Source organism: Flavobacterium sp. 22659 (assembly GCF_052044235.1).
Lineage (GTDB): Bacteria > Bacteroidota > Bacteroidia > Flavobacteriales > Flavobacteriaceae > Flavobacterium > Flavobacterium johnsoniae.
In genome coordinates this window covers 248639-267363 of record NZ_JBQEMU010000003.1, presented here as the reverse complement: position 1 = coordinate 267363, position 18725 = coordinate 248639, and the positions used below count along the sequence as shown (strand labels likewise).

Here is an 18725-nt window from a genome sequence, read left to right as displayed (position 1 = left end):
TATGAAAGGACCACTATTTTACTCAAAAATATTACTCTTTGGAGAATACGGAATTATCCGTGACTCTAAAGGACTTTCTATTCCTTATAATTTTTATAACGGCGCTTTGAAAAAAAGCGAAGAACCTTCGGCAGAAGCAATCTCGTCTAACAAAAGTTTAAGAAGTTTTGCTTCTTACCTTGAAGTTTTACAGACTCAGCAGCCGGAATTGGTTACTTTCGATTTAGAAACTCTTAAAAACGATGTCGAAACTGGAATGTATTTCGATTCTAGTATTCCGCAGGGATATGGTGTTGGAAGCAGCGGAGCACTTGTTGCAGCCATTTATGATAAATATGCAGCTAACAAAATCACTGTTTTAGAAAACCTTACACGCGAAAAACTATTACAGTTAAAAAACATATTTTCTCAAATGGAAAGTTTTTTCCATGGAAAAAGTTCTGGATTAGATCCGTTAAATAGTTATTTGAGTATTCCAATCCTTATTAATTCAAAAGACAATATTGAAGCAACCGGAATTCCAACTCAAAGTTTTGACGGAAAAGGCGCAGTATTTTTATTAGATTCTGGAATTGTTGGCGAAACGGCTCCAATGGTTAATATTTTTATGGAAAACCTAAAAGACAAAGGTTTCCGTACAATGCTTAAAAATCAGTTTGTAAAATATACAGATGCCTGCGTAGAGAACTTTCTGCACGGCGACATGAAATCTTTATTTACCAATACTAAAAAACTTTCTAAAGTAGTTTTAAACAACTTTAAACCTATGATTCCAGAACAATTTCACGGAATCTGGCAGCACGGAATTGATACTAATGATTATTATCTAAAACTCTGCGGTTCTGGCGGAGGTGGTTATATTCTGGGATTTACCGAAGATTTAGAACGTGCTAAAGTTTCTTTAAAAGACTATAAACTAGAAATTGTTTACCAATTCTAACTATTTAAAAGCCGAAGTTATTTGAGTACATTTTTATAAGTTTCATCCTAAAAAGTTATTTATTATGAAAAGTATTTTTACAATAATTAAAGCAACTTTTTTAGGAGGAATTCTGTTCTTAGCACCTTTAGTTGTACTGCTTATTATTCTTGAAAAAGGGTACGGCATTATTCAAAAAATAACACTTCCGCTTGTAAATAACCTGCCCAGAGTTCATGTTTTAGGAATCGCTCTTCAGGAACTTATTGGAATATTAATAATCATTTTAATTTGTTTTGCTGCTGGTTTGCTGGCACGAACAGCCAGGGCAAAAAAACTGATCCAAAAATTAGAAGATGGTATTTTAAGCTTTGTACCCGGATATTCGTTTATGAAAAGCATGAATGAAAGTATTATGGGTTTTGAATCAAAGCAAGATCTAAAAGTAATTTTGGTTCCAACTGATGCCGGCTGGCAGTTTGCATTTTTAATAGAACAGATTAACGAAAACAACTTTACCGTTTTTATACCCGATGCTCCAAATCCGTGGAGCGGATCAGTTGTTTTGGTAGAAAAAAAAGACATTCGGGAAATCGAAATTACCCAGAAAGAAGCTTTGGCTTGTATTAGAAAATTGGGCTATGGCTCTAAAGAATTGTTAAAAAACAAGTTCTAAATTTTAGATTCCAAAAATATCCTTTAACTTCAAATTTAATTTAATCCAACAAAATATATTTATGTTAAGCAGACAGCACAAACTTTTAGTAATGAAAATTGTTAGTTTGTTCTCTGTTGTACGCGGCTATAATATTCCTATTATTATTCTGGCACAATACTTATCTGCAATATTTATTCTTGCTCCAGAAAAAAGAGCTTTAGATATTCTATTGGATTTTTATTTGTTTTTGATCGTTTTTGCTTCGGCAGTTACAATTGCTTCAGGTTATATAATCAATAATTTTTACGACAGCCAGAAAGATTTAATTAATCGTCCAAATAAATCAATGCTGGACAGATTAGTGAGCCAGAAAACAAAGCTGACAGTTTATTTCAGCCTTAATTTTTTAGCGGTTTTAATGGCTGGAATTGTTTCCTGGCGTGCATTTTTATTCTTTTCTGCTTATATTTTTCTGATTTGGTTTTATTCTCATAAAATTAAAAAATACCCTATTGTAGGGAATTTAACAGCTGCTTTTATGGCTGTAATTCCATTTTTTGCGATTTTGCTTTACTTCTACAATTCGATTTCGTTTGAGGAAATTGAAAATCACCGCAGTCATTTTGTGGTAATTTCGGCACATGCCATGTTTTTGTTTTTACTGCTTTTGATTCGGGAAATGATAAAAGATTTAGAAAACTTAAAAGGCGATTTGGCTAATGATTATCATACAATTCCAATTACTTATAATGAAAAGGTTTCAAAACAAATTATTACTGTTTTGACGTTTTTAACCATCATTCCTGTTTATATTTTGGTAAACATTTATGATGTAGGATACATGGATATTTACTTCTATGCGTGTTTTATTGTTTTGATTTTTTTTCTGTTTTATCTCTGGAAATCCAATTCAAAAGAACAGTTTTTGTTACTGCATAACGTTTTAAAATTCCTGATTGTTTCTGGTGTTTTTTGTATTGTTCTGATTAATCCAAGTGTTTTATGGCATGGTAAACAATTGATTTCTACATTTTAATATTTAACCCGCTGATTTACGAACGTTTTTTTAACAGCTAAATGCATAAAGAAACCAGTTTTAACACTCCTAATTATCTTAAAATTGAAAGCTATCAATCTAAGAACATTGAACTTAAGATTTATTAGCAGGAAAAAACTATCTTTGCACAAATTAATGATTCTATGAACAACAAGGAAGGCAATAATAAAAGAGGCGGATCTAGACCAAATAGCTCAAGATCAAACTCCAGCAAGCCAAAACCTCCTATGGCTAAGCGCGCGCAAGGGCCAAAAAAAGTAAAACCTGAAGTTAAAGCAGCTCAGGAAGCAGCAGCAGAAAAACTTAGAAAGCAAAATCAGCCGGCTAAAAGACAAAAAGCTTCGGATGAAATTCGTTTGAACAAATACATCTCAAATTCAGGGGTTTGTTCGCGTCGTGATGCCGATTTATATATTCAGTCAGGAAATGTTAAAGTAAACGGTGTACCGGTTACTGAAATGGGATATTTAGTAAAACTAAATGATGTTGTAAATTTTGACGGCGTTACTTTGACTCCGGAAAAGAAGGAATATATTTTACTAAACAAACCTAAAAACTTTACGACTGCTCTTGATGAAGGTCAGGAATATCGTAACGTTCTGGAACTTGTTCGTGCGGCTACAAATGCAAAAATTGCTCCTATTGGAAGAATGGATAAAAACACAACTGGATTGTTGTTGTTTACAAACGATACTGATATGATTCGTAAATTTAGTTTACCAAATCAGAAATCACCTAAAATCTATCAGGTTTCTTTAGACAAAAACTTAAAATTTGAAGATTTAGAAAAAATAAGCAAAGGTTTAGTTCTTGACGGCCACCGTGTATCTGTTGAGGAAATAAGCTATATCGAGAAAGAACCAAAAAGTGAAGTAGGTCTTAAACTGCGCTCATCAAATGTAAAGGTTGTACGTGCAATTTTTGAAAACTTCGACTATAACGTACTTCGTATTGACCGTGTTTCTTTTGCAGGTTTAACAAAAAAGAATCTTCCTAGAGGTAACTGGCGATTTTTGACAGACCAAGAAGTTATTAATTTGAAAAACGCATAAATCTTCTCAAGATTTAATGGAATATAAATCCTGTTTTACTTTGTAAAATGGGATTTTTTATTTCTTAGAAACTAAAAAAATTATGTCCGAAAAGTGTAAAGATTGATCTTCCGATGTTTTGGTTTTTTTCTTCAACAGATTCGTAACATGAAAAGCCAAGGATAATTTTGATTCCGGGTTGAATGCTGTTTAAAATGTCTCTTTTTTGTTCTTCTAAAAGGAGTTTTAGACTATCAAGTAACTGAATGTTATTTTTAAGATAAGAGACTACAAGGAGTGCAGAGAAGTTAAGTATTTCGCGGGCTGTTTCGCTTTTGATGCCGACTTCGTTTGAAATCATTTCAGAAATTCTGCCTTTTTTATTGGTAAAGATTTCTTTTAATATTGGATTTCCTTCTGTGCGATAACAATCGTCGACTGATAAAATTCTGCCAGAAGTAAAATCGACTTCCTGATAAAAACTTGAGTTGTCTTCGATTTGAGAAACAATCTCTTTGTAAAAACCAGATTCTTCGGCCTTGTTATAGAGTCCCATTAAAACCGTACCTATCGAAACATCAATTCCCTTTATTAGGAGTGCATCATTTTCAAAATAAAACTTGTTTAGCTTTGAAACAACATTAGAAGAAATAAAACGTCTAAGTTCAATTTGTAGGTTCGGGGTCATACTCATAACTTTTAAATAATTATTTATACTTATTCAAAATAATCGATAAAGTGGGGCTTTTTATCGTTTATCAGGATAAAAATATAAAATATTTTAACATATCCAAAAAATAAGTTAAGATTTTACTTTGTAGATTATGAGCACTTTAACATAAAAAACGTCAAATACCAGTAAATATAGCCTCTGCGCAGACAAAACAGAGAAAATTTTATTTCTAAAAAAATTCAAATTTTTCTTAAAAAAATTAAAAAATAAGAAAAAAGCTAATTATTTGTTACATAATTAAAATAATAAGTTTCGATATTCCCATGTTGTGTGGATGAAAATTCCGAAATATATTATACAAAACACAAAGTTTATAAAACTCGATGCCAGGAAACCAAGAAGAGATCCTGTAGCTGCTTTTAACGCACGTTTATGGTTTGTTGAATCATATATCATTTCACCAACTAAAGCCCCTGCAAACGGACCAATAATTACCCCAAACGGAATTGGAGCCAGAATTCCAATTACTAATCCAATGTTTGTTCCCCAAACACCATAAGAGCTTCCGCCAAACTTTTTAGTTCCTTTTGCCGGAATGATATAATCTAAAACAGTAATTATTATGGTAAGCAAAAGTGTTATTCCTAAAAGCCAGTAATTGTTATCAACGGCTTTTGTTAAATACAACAGCAGCAAACCAACCCAACAGCTGGAAAGTCCCGGCAAGACAGGCAGAAAACTGCCAAAAACACCTACTACCATACATATAAAACCTAATATCAACAATAATGAATCCATATTTTTATGTAATTTTGCAATCTGCAATTTATTTGTGAGTCTTATAAAAATAGAAAGAAAAAACAATAAAATCTCTTTTAAAACAATTTTGAGTTATTTTCTTTCGTTTTTATTACCCAAAGACCGAGTTTCCCCAAGAAAATAATTGTATTTTTATACCACAAAATTTTAGTTTATTCAATTCAAAGTCAAAATCTTGAAGCAGTTTTTCTTTTTTATAGTTTGCATATTTTTCAATTCTTGTCAATATTTTGAGAAGAAAGTTCCTTCTGAAAAAGAATTACTTCAAAAAGAGCTAAAATCAATTAACTGGAAAGAAGTTGACGAATACCCTACAGTTTCTGACTGCGAGACAATTACAGACAAAAAAGAACGTCAGAAATGCTTTTTTGATGTTATGTCGCAGCTTATTCAGGAAAAACTCGACGTTGACAGTTTGTCGATTCTATATCCGGATCTGGATACAATACAAGTAAAAGTGACTATTTTTCCGAATTCTAAAATGAAATTTGAACCTCAATTTCAAAAAGATTCTGTGGCTTATGATACTATTAGAATTGATAGTATTCTTCATGCCCGTTTAGTCGATTTTCCTAAAGTAAATCCAGCCATAAAACGAGGTCTTCCTGTAAAAACTCAATTTATTTTACCTGTAATTATTAAAGAGAAAAATAAAAAATAATATTTTTTTTAACGGTAGAAAATTAACTCCTAAACCTGCGGTCTTTCCATTCATAAGAACCAAACAAACTATATAAAGCCACAGCAGAACTGAAAAAAGGATAAAACAAACTACTTAATAAAAGACTTTTAATTCTGGTTTTGGTTAGAAATTTATTGGTGATGGAAAGCAGAACAAAATCGACAGCAAACTTTAAAAAAGCAGATAAAACCAAAAATGGATAACCCATAATCCCGAAAAGAAACAAGAAAAAAGCAATTACCAGACTTAAGTTTCCGAAGAATACAATTATTCCCAGAAATTTACCAAACGTACTTTTATAAGAACTTGTTTTTGCCGCCCAGCGCACTCTTTGATGAAATAATGATTTCCAGTTTTCGGCAGGTTTTGTTAGTACAATTGCCTCATGAGCTTTTAAATAATGCACCTTATCTGGAAACATTTCGATTGCTTTCTGCAATAAAAAAACATCGTCACCGCTGGCAATTTTGTCATTTCCATCGAAACCGTTTAAGCTTTGAAACAACGTTTTTTTGTAGGCAAAATTAGCCCCGTTGCACATAAAGCCTTTATTTAAACCAAAACTTCCAATTGTAGCACCTTGCAAACTTGTTAAATCTAATTGCTGAAAATGATCTAAAAAAGAATTTTCACATTTGTATGAAACCGCTCCTGCAAGCATTGCAATTTTATTTTCCTGAATATAATTATCAAACGTCAAAAGCCAGTTTTCCGGAACAATACAATCAGCATCGGTTGTAATAACCCAATCGGTTTTTACGTGCTGCATGGCTGTTGTAATAGCATCTTTTTTTGGAGAATTTGAAACACGGATATTATCAATAATTAACAATTGATAATTAACAGTTGAAAATTGAAACTTTTCAATTGAAGAATCATCAACCAAAATAACTTCAAATAAATCTGTTGGATAATTTAAGTTTGAAATGCTGTTTAAAAGATTGGGCAGGTTTTCTTTTTCATTTCGAAACGGAACTACAATTGTAAAACTAGTTTGTGGTTTTAAATCTGTTTTTTGATATTTTTTTACTTTGACAAAACCATAAATCAGCAAAAAAATGCTGACAATATAAGTGGTTAATATTGCAAACAACACAAAAATCATTCTGCTGTTTTGGTTTTAAAATTCAGTACAAAATAACTTCCTAAAACTACTGGTAAAACGACGTTCAAGAACCACATTAAAGTGCTTATGAAAATTACAATCCATTCGTTTACGCCTAAAATTCCGAAGAAATAAATGGCAACGCTTCCTTTTACTGCAAAATCTAAAAACTGAAATGTCGGCAATGAAGAAGCTAAAAAGTAAACCGACGTTATTGCTGCCATTAAAGTTAAATACGGTAAATCGACATCAAAACCTAAAAACAAAAAGTAATACTGATGCGAAAAAACCAAATAGCGGCAAATTCCTAAAAAGATATTTTTCTGGTGAACAGATTTTGGAATTTCGTTGATTTTATGAATCAGCTTTTCAATAGAATATCCCTTTATTTTTATCTTTTTAATTGAAAATAATACAATCAGAATGAATGCAAATCCTCCAAAAAGAATTAGAACTGTTTTGGTTGTAATTACATTAAATTGTGCATTGAAATACAGTAATCCAAAAATCCCGAAAATCACAGTTAGAATCATTTGGATTCCGTTGCAAATCAGGTTTAAAAAAACAACTCTTTTAGCTTCATTTTTTGGATAATACAACGCTTTTCCAGCATACTCTCCTACTCCGTTTGGTGTAAAAATTCCCGCTGTCAAAGCGGCCAAAACCTGTTTTGTGGCTTCATAAACCGATATTTTATGAATTACCTGTGCCAGATTCTGCCACTTCAAAATCTCGAAATAACGATTCAAAATACTCAAAAGCAAAATAAACGAAATTCCTAAAACCGATTGATTTTTTCGGAATAAAACAATGAATTTACTCCAGTCTAATTTGTCGTTGTTTGCCAGCTGGTTGTAAATAAAATAAAATGCGCCGCCAACAATTAAAAGTTTGGCCAGAAGAACTAGGAATTGCTTAGCTTTGTGAGGAATTGAAATCATGCCGCAAAAGTAATCAATTTGAGAATGTGGCAATTTGAAAATGAGAAAATGAATAGGTATCATTTTTCAAAAACTTGAAACGTGAAACCTCAAACTTGAAACAAAAACTTTGACAAAAGAACGCATCATATTAGGCATTGACCCCGGAACTACAATTATGGGTTTTGGATTGATTAAAGTAATCAATAAAAAAATGGAATTTCTGCAATTAAACGAATTGCAGCTTTCTAAATACGACAATCATTACCAAAAATTAAGAATCATTTTTGAAAGAACCATTGAATTAATCGAAACGCATTGCCCAGACGAAATTGCAATTGAAGCTCCTTTCTTTGGTAAAAACGTACAATCGATGCTGAAATTAGGTCGTGCGCAAGGTGTCGCCATGGCAGCGGGTCTTTCAAGAGGAATTCCGATTACAGAATACGAACCTAAAAAAATAAAAATGGCAATTACCGGAAACGGAAATGCAAGCAAAGAACAGGTCGCTAAAATGTTACAACAGCTTTTAGGTTTAAAAGAATTACCAAAAAATCTCGATTCAACAGACGGTTTAGCGGCTGCGGTTTGTCATTTTTTTAATTCTGGAAAAGTTATTGCCGGAAAAAGTTATTCGGGCTGGGATGCTTTTGTGAAACAAAACGAGGATCGAGTTAAGAAATGAGTCAATGTGCCAATTTATCAATTTGATAATTCTGTAGACAACCATAAATATCTAATTGACACATTCTCTAATTATCTAATTAAAAAATGAGCGGCATCTATATTCACATACCTTTTTGCAAACAGGCTTGTCATTACTGTGACTTTCATTTTTCTACTTCTATGAAAAAGAAAGACGATATGGTGTTGGCATTAGCCAAAGAAATTGGCATGCGTAAAAATGAACTTCTCGACTCTGCTCGAAGTGACAATGAGATTGTGGAAACTATCTATTTTGGCGGCGGAACTCCTTCGGTTTTATCAAATGACGAAATAAACTTTTTAATTTCTGAAGTTTATAAAAACTATAAAGTTGTCGAAAATCCTGAAATTACACTTGAAGCTAATCCGGATGATTTGTCTGCTGAAAGAATTCTGGAATTATCTAAAAGCCCTATAAATCGTTTAAGCATCGGGATTCAGTCTTTTTATGAAGAGGATTTGAAAATGATGAATCGCGCTCATAATTCGGCGGAAGCCAAAAAATGTCTGGAAGAAGCAACCAAATACTTTGATAATATTTCGCTTGATTTAATTTACGGAATTCCGGGAATGAGCGACGAAATGTGGAAACAAAATATTCAAACTGCTTTAAATTTTGGCATTCCGCATATTTCGAGTTATGCTTTGACAGTTGAATCCAAAACCGCTTTAAGCAAATTAATTCAAACCGGAAAAATTGCCGAACCTCAAGACGAAGCCGCTTCAAACCATTTTACAATTTTGGTTGAAATGCTTCAAAAAAATGGTTTTATTCATTACGAATTATCGAATTTTGGAAAAGAGAATTATTTCTCCAAAAACAATTCGGCGTATTGGCTGGGCAAAAAATATATCGGAATCGGACCTTCTGCGCACAGTTACGACGGTGAAAAAAGAGGCTGGAATATTGCAAATAATTCATTGTATTTAAAAGCGATTCAAAACGATGAACTTCCAATTGAAACGGAAACATTAACCATTTCAGATCGTTATAATGAATATATTATGACGGGGCTGCGAACGATTTGGGGTGTTTCTCTAAACCGAATTGAACAGGAATTTGGATCAGAATATTTGAATTATTTATTAGAACAATCTCAAAAGTTCTTAAACGACGATCTGCTATCGATCGAAAACAACATTTTAAAGCCTACTCTTAAAGGAAAATTTTTAACGGATGGAATTGCTTCAGATTTATTTTATTTAGAGCCTGAGATTTAACCGCAAGGTTCGCTAAGATTTACGCAAAGAACGCTATTGTTTTTTTTGTAAGAATAAATTTACAATAAATAGAATAAACCGTAGATTTGAGTTTTAATTTTATAATTAATTACTCATGTCAGAAAATGATTTATCACGCATTGTGTTTCATTCGGCTTTGAAGGTTCATCAAACTTTAAGACCTGGACTTTTAGAAAGTGCTTACGAAGAATGCTTATTTTATGAGTTAAGAAAACTAGGCTTATTGGTTGAAAAGCAAAAGGCTTTGCCTTTGATTTATGAAGAGGTGAAATTAGATGTTGGTTATCGATTAGATATTTTAGTAGAAAATAAACTAATTTTGGAAATAAAAGCAGTCGATTGTTTAAATGAAGTACATTTCGCTCAACTATTGAGTTATTTAAAATTAACAAATTGCAAATTAGGCTTATTAATAAATTTTAATGTTGCATTACTAAAACACGGAGTTAAAAGAATAGCAAACAATCTTTAATAAAATCCTAGCGACCTTTGCGTAAACCTTAGCGCTCCTTGCGGTTAAATTATGATAGCAAAAATAAACAACTTCGAAATTGACTTATCAAAACCCATTGATATCTCTATTCCATTAACAAATACAGATGAAAACCCAATTGCCTGGTATATTGAAAAACCGGTTATTGAACCTGTAATTTTTGGCGACTGGATTGGGAAAGTTTCAGAAGGAAAATCATCAACGAATTTCAATAATATTTTCTTCAATCCGCATGGGCATGGAACGCATACGGAATGTTTAGGTCATATTACGAATGATTTTTTTAGTATTAATCAATCACTGAAACAGTTTTTCTTTTCTGCTAAATTGATTACGGTTGAACCTGAAAAGATTGGAGAAGATTATGTTATTACAAAAGAAAGCATTTCGACTTCGCTCAATGTGACATCACTGGATCGCGCTTCGACTTCGCTCAGCGTGACAAATGAAGCTTTAATAATTCGAACACTTCCAAATCAGATAGACAAAAAGTCAAGAAAATACTCCAATACAAATCCGCCGTATTTGTCTGAAGAAGCAGCAATTTTCATCCGCGAAAGCGAAATTCAGCATTTATTGATCGATTTGCCAAGTGTTGACAAAGAACACGATGAAGGAAAATTATTGGCACATAAGGCGTTTTGGAATGTAAAAGACACGCACAATCTAAATTCAGATGCGAGATTTAATGCTACGATTACAGAAATGATTTACGTTCCGGACGAAATTGAAGATGGAAGTTATATACTAAATCTTCAAATCGTTTCGTTTGAAAATGACGCAAGCCCATCAAAACCAATTTTATATAAGATTTAAGGTTTGCCACGAATTTCACGAATTTGCACGAATTTCTTTTTTTATTTTGCCACAGATTAAAAAGATTTGCACAGATTTAATCATTTTAATCCTTTAATCTGTGGCAAAAAATTAATTCGTGAAAATTCGTGAAATTTGTGGCAAAAAAACAAAAACCATATGATTAGTGTATCAACTGATAAAGCAAAACTTGACGTTCCGTTTATACAAAACTTCCTGAAAGACATTTATTGGGCAGCTGGACGAACTATTGATGAAGTACAACGTACGATTGACACTTCGGTTTGTTTTGGAATTTATTTAAATGACAAGCAAATTGGCTTTGCACGCGTCATAACTGATTATGTTGTTTTTGCTTATTTAATGGATGTTTTTATTGATGAAGAACATCGCGGCAAAGGGTATTCATCAATTTTAATTGAAACAATGATGAATGATCCACAGCTTCAGGAAGTAAAAATCTGGCGATTGGCCACAACTGATGCGCACTTTTTATATGAAAAATTCGGATTTACAAAACTGAATCATCCTGAAAAAATGATGGAAAAAATAGTAAAATGAAAACAGTATTAAAACTCGAAGAAACTGCCTTATTTGTTCTCGGAATATTTCTTTTCAACCGTTTAAGTTATGAATGGTGGTGGTTTCTGGCTTTAATCTTGGCTCCTGATATGTCTATGATTGGATATGCATTTGGCAATAAAAGCGGTGCCTTATTGTATAATATCTTTCACCATAAAGGAATTGCACTTTTAATTTATGCTGCTGGATGTTATTTAAGCATTGAAAGCGCTCAATTAGCCGGAATTATTTTATTTTCACATTCGGCTATGGATCGCATTTTTGGATATGGGCTTAAATATGAAAAAGGTTTTAAATACACGCATTTAGGTGAAATTGGTAAATAAAAAGTTATGAATTTAGATACATTTTACGAATATTGTCTGTCTAAAAAAGGGGTGAGCGAACATTTTCCTTTTGATGAAGATACTTTGGTTTTTAAAGTGGGAGGAAAAATGTTTGCCTTATCTTCTTTATCACAATGGGAAAAGAATGAACAATCTGTCAATTTAAAATGTGATCCAGACCGTGCACAAGAGCTAAGAGCCGAATATGACGAAATACAACCAGGATTTCACATGAGTAAAGTACATTGGAATACGGTGGCATTAAACGGAAATTTACCCGTAAAATTTGTCAAAGAATTGATAGACCATTCGTATGAATTGGTTTTCAAAAGTTTGACGAAGAAAATTCAGAATGAAATTATCGAATTAGAAAATTAGGCATTACATTTGCATCGTTAGAAAAAAAATTTAGCAGCTTAGCCGCTTTGAAACTTAGCAACTAATAAACAATGAAAGAACAATTTAAAAAATTTCTGAACGAAGAACAAGATCCAAAAGCGATTGAAAAAATAACTTCGAAACTTACTGATTTATTAATGAAAGGTGAAGAAGTTGGATACATCGCAGTACAAAAAAAGCCTGCAATTACTGTTTTTCCGGATAGTATTGTATTAACAAACAAACGTATCATTATCTGTAAACCTAAAAATTTAGGTCTTTCTATGGATTTTACTGATTACACTTGGGATGATATTGCAAGTACTTTTGTAAAAGAAAACATTTTAGGTTCTGAATTTTCATTTGGCACTAAAACAGATTTAGCCGTTTCTATTGATTATATTCCAAAAATTCAGGCTAGAAAAATTTATACATACGCTAAAGAACAATTGGATTTATTAAAAAATCCAGTTCAGACTGCCACTCCAATTCAAGAAACTGCTGAACCTGTTTTTGAAGAAGAAGCAGAAGAAGAGATCGAAGAAGTTGAAACAGAAGAAGTAACAAGTTTTGCTGAAATTTTACCAGCAGCTCCTGTTGTTACAGAAACTTATGAACCGCTTCCGACTCAGCCAGCCGGAGAACGTAAATTAAGTGATTTATCTAAAGAAGAACTTTTTGATAAATTACAGAATTACAAAAAACTTCTTGATAATGGTTTAATCATGCAGGGAGAATATGATGCTTATAAAAAAGAGATTTTAAGTTATATGTAAGTCTTAAAGTTGGAAAGTCGAAAGTCATAAAGTATTAAAGTTTTCTTCTCTTTATAAATAAAAAGCCAGAAATAGAATTTCTATTTCTGGCTTTCTTTTTTAAGTCTGTACTTCGACTTTATGACTTTCGACTTTCCAACTTTAGACTAAAGCGTAGCCTTTTGTTTTTCTACAAATTTATGCGATTGCAGTTCCAATAACTCTTTTGCATTTTTTCGCTGTAAATCAAATAAACCTTTATCTTCTGCAATATCAGCATAAACTTTATCATGCATTTCTGCACTGGTTTTTACTAATAATTCACGTTGGTATTTGTTTTGTTCCAAAGTGGCTTTCATTGCCGTTTCGGCTTCTTCTTGTTTAAAATCGAATTCACCTTTTGGAGCTAATAATTTGGCAATAATTGGTGATGTTTCAATAGCTAAAAACAACAGCATAATGAAAAATGACGGAAGCCAAGGCAGTTTATTCAACGCATTGATACATGCCATTAACCCATCAAAACCTTCGATGATAGGCTGTGTCTGCGAAACTTTTTTATCTAAATCGGCTTGTAATTGTTTACCTGTTTTTTCTTTTTCGGCAATTTTAGCTTCATTGGTCTTTTTGAGAACTTCAAACTCTTTTAAAGCTGCATCGTGTTTTTCGCGTTTTTCTTTATAAACCGGACCTTTTCCAAGTTTTTTTGTTCCAGTTGTTCCTTCGGCCTCAGTAATATAAACTGAATACAAATCGTTTACCTCCTTCTCTTTTTTTAGAATATCAGCTTTTAGAGCTGCAATCTCGGCTTTATTTTTATCTAAATCTGATTTAAAATAATTACCAACCTGCTTTTTATTGGCCAATTCCATCTCGTTTTTTTCTTTCAATAAAACGGTATTGATTTCTTTTTCGAAAATTTTAATTTCCAAAGGCTTAGAAATTACAATTGCAATAATAACGGCCAATATAATACGAGGTGTCGCCTGCAGGAATTCATCCATAAAACGATCTCTTTTCTTAATAGTAGAAACGATAAATCGGTCCAGATTAAAGATTAATAAACTCCATACAAATCCAAAAATCAAAGCGGGATAAATAGAATCGAAAACAGTAAAAAGCGCATAAGCACTGGCTAAGAAAGCCATTACCGCTGTAAAAAATACTGTGGCACCAATACCTACATATTTGGTTTGTTCGCCTTCTGAACAGTTTTTCAGGATGTCGCGGTCGGCTCCTGAACATAGGATAAAAAATTGTTTTAACATGATTGATGATTTTTGATTGTGATTGATACGGCAAATTTAACGCCAAATTTTTAATTCTAATCAAAATATCAATTTCTTTTTACTTGTAAATCAAAAACTTGAAGTTTTAATGTTACTTAAACATTAATAACAACAAGCAGTAACCGGGTAATCATAACACTATGTTAATTTTTTTCCAAGGGTTTAGTAATACTGGGGCTTTAGCTTCGCACCGATCAAATAAAAAACAAAACACAACGATGAAAAAATTCTATTTATTAACAACATTTTTATTATTGACCTTAACAGGTTTTGCTCAGAAAGCGATAATATCCGGAAAGATATTAGATGCTGATGACAAACTGCCTCTGCCTGGAGCCATGGTTCAAATTGTAGGTGAAAAAAAATACACCGTTTCTGACTACAACGGTCGTTTTGAATTATTAAATATTACTGAAGGAACTTATAAAGTTGAAGTAAAATATATTGGATATACTACTTTAACTCAAGAAATAAAAGTAGAACAAGGAAAAAACAACGTAATTGATTTTGCTCTTAAAGCTTCTGAAAACGAACTGAAAGAGGTTGTTGTTGGAGATATCTTAAAAGGTCAGGCTAAAGCACTGAACCAGCAGAAAAACAATAAAAATATCGGAAACGTAATTTCTTCTGACCAAATGGGTCGTTTTCCTGATGCGAACGTTGGAGATGCGTTAAAACGTGTTCCGGGTATTACAATGCAAAATGACCAAGGTGAAGCTCGTAATATTATCATTAGAGGTTTAGCTCCGTCTTTAAACTCTGTTACTTTAAATGGTGACCGTATTCCTTCTGCCGAAGGAGATAACAGAAACGTACAAATGGACTTAATTCCGTCTGATATGATTTCTACAATCGAAGTAAACAAAACGCTTACATCAGACATGGATGCTGATGCAATTGGAGGTTCTGTTAACTTAATTACAAGAGCAACTCCAAACGGAGAAAGAATTTCTGCTACACTTGCAGGAGGATATTTACCAATTCGTGAGCATGCTTCTTACACAGCAGGATTTGTTTATGGTAACCGTTTTGCAAATGATAAATTAGGAGTAGTTTTCAGTGGGTCTTATAACAATGTAGATTACGGTTCTGATAACATCGAAAATGAATGGGTAAAAGATGATTTTGGAAATGAATATCTTCAAGCTTCAGAAATTAGAAAATATGACGTACAGCGTATTCGCCGCAGTGCTTCTTTGGCTTTAGATTATAAATTCAACGAAAACAATACAATTTTTGCCAATGCTATCTACAACTGGAGAGACGATAGAGAAAACCGTTTCAGAACCACAATCGACGATATTGAGCCTCTTTATAATGGTGAAGAAATTATTGGTTTTGAAGGACGTGTAAAACGTCAGACAAAAGGTGGGGTTGACAACAGCCGAAACAAAAACAGAAGATTAGAAGACCAAAGAGTTCAGAATTATTCGCTTCGTGGAGAGCATTTAATCAACTCTACTTTAGATTTAGACTGGTCTGCCAACTATGCAAAAGCAAGAGAATACCGTCCAGGCGAGCGTTATATCGAATACCGCCAAAAAGGTCTTGATGTATTCGAAAACTTAACAGACACAAGATTTCCTTTGGTTACAACGGCTGGAGAAGCTCTTGATCAATTTAAATTTGATTCTGTTACTGAAAACACAGACGAAACCAGCGAAAGCGAATTTGGCGCAAAAGTAAACATCCGTTTTCCTTTCTCTGTAATTGCAGGGGAAAAAGGAAGATTAAGAACAGGTCTTAGACTTCGTTTAAAGGAAAAAGAAAGAAACAATATGTTTTATGCTTACGAGCCAATTAATGATGGCATGGAATTATTATCTGAAGTTCCTAACAGCTATTATGATGGAAAAAACTTTAATCCGGGAAGTAAATATGTTCCGGGTGCGTTTGCTTCGGCTTCTTTCTTAGGAAGTTTAGATTTAAATAATCCTGCTTTATTTGATAAAGAAACTGATCCGGCAGAATATTTAGCGGTAAATTACAATGCTAAAGAAAGAATTTCTGCTGCTTACGTAAGATGGGATCAGGATTTTAATGATAAACTTTCTATGGTAATGGGTGTTCGTGTTGAAAATACTCATATTGATTATACAGGAAACAGAGTTTTAGATGAAGAAGAATTAGAAAGCAAAATCAACAACACAAACTCATACACGAATGTATTGCCAAGTATTTCATTCCAATACAACGCAACAAAAGATTTAGTATTAAGAGCAGCGGCTACAACGGCACTTGCAAGACCAAACTATTATGCATTGGCTCCTTATGTAAACAACATTGCAGCTGACAAAGAAATTACAGCTGGAAATCCAGGTCTTAAAGCTACATACGCATACAACTATGATTTCATGGTAGAGAACTATTTCAAATCTGTTGGTTTGATTTCCGGAGGTGTTTTCTACAAAAAATTAAATGATTTCATTTACAACTACAGCGACAATCAATACACAGATGCTAAATTTGCTGCAGATTTTCCAAATCAATCAAACCCAATTCCAACTGGAGAAAACTGGTCATTTTTACAATCAAGAAACGGAGACAATGTTAATGTTTACGGATTTGAGGTTGCTTTACAACGTCAGTTAGATTTCCTTCCTGGTAAATTCTTAAAAGGTTTTGGTATTTACTTAAACTACACGTACACAAAATCTAAAGCAAAAGGAATTGCAGATGAGGATGGAAACGAAAGAAAAAATATCAGCCTTCCAGGTACTGCACCGCACATGTTTAATGGATCTTTATCTTGGGAAAACAAACGTTTCTCTGCAAGAATCTCAACAAACTTTACATCTGATTATTTAGATGAATTAGGTTCTGAGTCTTACAAAGACAGTTACTATGACAAGCAGTTTTTCTTAGACGCAAATGCTTCTTATAAAATTACTCCAAAACTTCGCTTTTTTGCAGAAGCTAATAACTTAACAAATCAGCCGTTACGTTACTACCAAGGAGTTGCTGCTCATACAAAACAAGCTGAGTATTACCAGCCTCGTTACAATTTCGGATTGAAATTAGACTTGTAATCTGCACTTTTTTAAAATTCTTAAATTAGACAGAGTTTAGCGCTCTGTCTAATTGCATTAAAATATATAACATAATGAAAAATAAATCTTTAGTTGCTCTTTTACTTTTAGCTGTTTCGTTCACGGCTTGTAAAGACGATAAATTAGCTCCAGTTCAGCCAAACGCCGTAAAACCAACAGCAGTTACAGAAGCTCTGCCTCACGATACTGACGATCCTTCTATCTGGATTAACCCAACAGATCCTTCAAAAAGCATTATTGTGGGAACAGATAAAGATACTGACGGCGCTTTGTATGCTTTTGATTTGAATGGAAAAATCCTTAAAAAATCAATTACTTTAAAACGCCCAAACAATGTTGATATCGCTTACGGATTGATTATTGACGGAAAAAAAGTAGACGTTGCCGTAACAACAGAACGTGAAGAAAACAGAATCAGAATTTTCAGTTTACCTGATTTAGAACCTATTGATAACGGCGGAATTCCTGTTTTTGAAGGCGATACAGAACGCGATCCTATGGGAATTGCTTTATATACTCGCCCAAGCGATGGAAAGATTTTTGCCATTGTAGGAAGAAAAACGGGATCTTCTGGAAGTTATTTATGGCAGTATGAACTTTCTGGAAACGGAAAATTCGCAGCTGCAAAAGTGGTTCGCAGATTTGGAACGTACAGCGGAAAGAAAGAAATTGAAGCTATTGCAGTAGACAACGAATTAGGTTTTGTTTACTATTGTGATGAACAGGCTGGAATTAGAAAATACAAAGCAGATCCAGCTTTAAACGATAATAAAGAATTGGCTTTCTTTGGTCAAAAAGATTTCAAAGCAGATCATGAAGGAATCGCGATTTACAAAAAAACAGATTCTACAGGATATATTTTAGTATCAAACCAGCAGGCAAATTCGTTTATGGTTTACCCAAGAGAAGGTGCAAACGGAAATCCAAACAATCATCCGTTATTGGCAGAAGTTCCAACTTCTACAATTGAATGCGACGGTGCTGATGTTACAAATGTTAACTTAGGTCCAAAATATAAAAACGGACTTTTTGCAGCGATGAGCAACGGAATGACTTTTCATTATTACGCTTGGGATTTAATCCAAAAACGTATCGACGAAGCAAAAAAATAAATCTTTGAGTGTTTTCAGTCGCAGTACCCGTGTTAGTGTTTATTTTTTTTTTTACTGCGATTGAAAACCAAACAAAAAAGCTGTTCATTTCTGAACAGCTTTTTTACTTTGAA

At 33.0% G+C, this 18725-nt stretch carries 20 protein-coding genes; 15 read left to right on the top strand and 5 right to left on the bottom strand.

The window, feature by feature from the left end:
• Position 1: 1 nt before the first annotated feature.
• The 4 genes from ACTJIW_RS04965 (at position 2) to ACTJIW_RS04950 (ending at position 3686) form a co-directional block, all read left to right on the top strand.
• Positions 2 to 940 carry a mevalonate kinase family protein gene (locus tag ACTJIW_RS04965; protein ID WP_440714608.1) on the top strand — a complete coding sequence of 313 codons (939 nt, stop codon included), beginning with the start codon at positions 2 to 4 and terminating at the stop codon, positions 938 to 940.
• Between the two features lie 64 nt (positions 941 to 1004).
• Complete coding sequence (locus ACTJIW_RS04960) at positions 1005 to 1595, top strand: DUF502 domain-containing protein (RefSeq protein WP_440714609.1); 591 nt, start codon at positions 1005 to 1007, stop codon at positions 1593 to 1595.
• A gap of 61 nt (positions 1596 to 1656) precedes the next feature.
• On the top strand, positions 1657 to 2613 hold the full coding sequence (locus tag ACTJIW_RS04955; RefSeq protein WP_012023465.1) for a geranylgeranylglycerol-phosphate geranylgeranyltransferase: 957 nt from the start codon (positions 1657 to 1659) through the stop codon (positions 2611 to 2613).
• 164 nt (positions 2614 to 2777) lie between these two features.
• Complete coding sequence (locus ACTJIW_RS04950) at positions 2778 to 3686, top strand: pseudouridine synthase (protein ID WP_012023464.1); 909 nt, start codon at positions 2778 to 2780, stop codon at positions 3684 to 3686.
• A gap of 64 nt (positions 3687 to 3750) precedes the next feature.
• On the opposite strand, the gene ACTJIW_RS04945 is transcribed toward ACTJIW_RS04950, so the two are convergent.
• Positions 3751 to 4353, bottom strand: a complete 603-nt coding sequence (locus ACTJIW_RS04945) for a DUF937 domain-containing protein (protein ID WP_044047559.1) — start codon at positions 4351 to 4353, stop codon at positions 3751 to 3753.
• A gap of 282 nt (positions 4354 to 4635) precedes the next feature.
• Positions 4636 to 5136: a DUF456 domain-containing protein gene (locus ACTJIW_RS04940; protein WP_440714610.1), complete on the bottom strand. Its 501-nt coding sequence runs from the start codon at positions 5134 to 5136 to the stop codon at positions 4636 to 4638.
• Positions 5137 to 5332: 196 nt separating this feature from the next.
• Here ACTJIW_RS04940 and ACTJIW_RS04935 point away from each other — a divergent pair, with 196 nt between their 5' ends.
• A complete protein-coding gene (locus ACTJIW_RS04935; RefSeq protein ID WP_440714611.1) occupies positions 5333 to 5818 on the top strand; it encodes a hypothetical protein in 486 nt (161 codons plus the stop codon).
• 22 nt (positions 5819 to 5840) lie between these two features.
• Here the strand turns inward: ACTJIW_RS04935 and ACTJIW_RS04930 are convergent, their stop codons facing one another.
• Together ACTJIW_RS04930 and ACTJIW_RS04925 are read right to left on the bottom strand one after the other, a co-directional pair.
• A complete protein-coding gene (locus ACTJIW_RS04930; RefSeq protein ID WP_440714612.1) occupies positions 5841 to 6944 on the bottom strand; it encodes a glycosyltransferase family 2 protein in 1104 nt (367 codons plus the stop codon).
• Positions 6941 to 7885 carry a lysylphosphatidylglycerol synthase domain-containing protein gene (locus ACTJIW_RS04925; RefSeq protein WP_274253743.1) on the bottom strand — a complete coding sequence of 315 codons (945 nt, stop codon included), beginning with the start codon at positions 7883 to 7885 and terminating at the stop codon, positions 6941 to 6943. The genes ACTJIW_RS04930 and ACTJIW_RS04925 overlap by 4 nt, the downstream gene beginning before the upstream one ends.
• Positions 7886 to 7994: 109 nt before the next feature.
• Between ACTJIW_RS04925 and ruvC the strand changes: the two genes are divergently transcribed.
• The 8 genes from ruvC (at position 7995) to ACTJIW_RS04885 (ending at position 13182) form a co-directional block, all read left to right on the top strand.
• On the top strand, positions 7995 to 8549 hold the full coding sequence (gene ruvC / locus ACTJIW_RS04920) for a crossover junction endodeoxyribonuclease RuvC (protein ID WP_121362521.1): 555 nt from the start codon (positions 7995 to 7997) through the stop codon (positions 8547 to 8549).
• A gap of 86 nt (positions 8550 to 8635) precedes the next feature.
• On the top strand, positions 8636 to 9790 hold the full coding sequence (hemW, locus tag ACTJIW_RS04915; protein ID WP_440714613.1) for a radical SAM family heme chaperone HemW: 1155 nt from the start codon (positions 8636 to 8638) through the stop codon (positions 9788 to 9790).
• Positions 9791 to 9905: 115 nt separating this feature from the next.
• Positions 9906 to 10283: a GxxExxY protein gene (locus ACTJIW_RS04910; RefSeq protein ID WP_440714614.1), complete on the top strand. Its 378-nt coding sequence runs from the start codon at positions 9906 to 9908 to the stop codon at positions 10281 to 10283.
• A gap of 51 nt (positions 10284 to 10334) precedes the next feature.
• A complete protein-coding gene (locus tag ACTJIW_RS04905) occupies positions 10335 to 11120 on the top strand; it encodes a cyclase family protein (RefSeq protein ID WP_440714615.1) in 786 nt (261 codons plus the stop codon).
• A 159-nt stretch (positions 11121 to 11279) separates the two neighbouring features.
• Entirely contained in the window at positions 11280 to 11681 is a 402-nt protein-coding gene (locus ACTJIW_RS04900; RefSeq protein ID WP_012023453.1) for a GNAT family N-acetyltransferase, read from the top strand.
• A complete protein-coding gene (locus ACTJIW_RS04895) occupies positions 11678 to 12028 on the top strand; it encodes a DUF4260 domain-containing protein (protein WP_440714616.1) in 351 nt (116 codons plus the stop codon). The genes ACTJIW_RS04900 and ACTJIW_RS04895 overlap by 4 nt, the downstream gene beginning before the upstream one ends.
• 6 nt (positions 12029 to 12034) lie before the next feature.
• On the top strand, positions 12035 to 12406 hold the full coding sequence (locus ACTJIW_RS04890; RefSeq protein WP_440714617.1) for an MmcQ/YjbR family DNA-binding protein: 372 nt from the start codon (positions 12035 to 12037) through the stop codon (positions 12404 to 12406).
• A 71-nt stretch (positions 12407 to 12477) separates the two neighbouring features.
• Positions 12478 to 13182, top strand: coding sequence for a PH domain-containing protein (locus tag ACTJIW_RS04885; RefSeq protein ID WP_012023450.1), 705 nt, complete (start codon positions 12478 to 12480; stop codon positions 13180 to 13182).
• Between the two features lie 146 nt (positions 13183 to 13328).
• Here the strand turns inward: ACTJIW_RS04885 and ACTJIW_RS04880 are convergent, their stop codons facing one another.
• Entirely contained in the window at positions 13329 to 14429 is a 1101-nt protein-coding gene (locus ACTJIW_RS04880; protein ID WP_440714618.1) for a DUF4407 domain-containing protein, read from the bottom strand.
• A gap of 239 nt (positions 14430 to 14668) precedes the next feature.
• On the opposite strand from ACTJIW_RS04880, the gene ACTJIW_RS04875 reads away from it, so the two are divergent.
• Both ACTJIW_RS04875 and ACTJIW_RS04870 read left to right on the top strand, forming a co-directional pair.
• On the top strand, positions 14669 to 17479 hold the full coding sequence (locus tag ACTJIW_RS04875) for a TonB-dependent receptor (protein WP_440714619.1): 2811 nt from the start codon (positions 14669 to 14671) through the stop codon (positions 17477 to 17479).
• A 74-nt stretch (positions 17480 to 17553) separates the two neighbouring features.
• The gene (locus ACTJIW_RS04870) at positions 17554 to 18612 is read left to right on the top strand and encodes a phytase (protein ID WP_440714620.1); all 1059 of its coding nucleotides are present in this window, start codon (positions 17554 to 17556) and stop codon (positions 18610 to 18612) included.
• Positions 18613 to 18725: the final 113 nt, after the last annotated feature.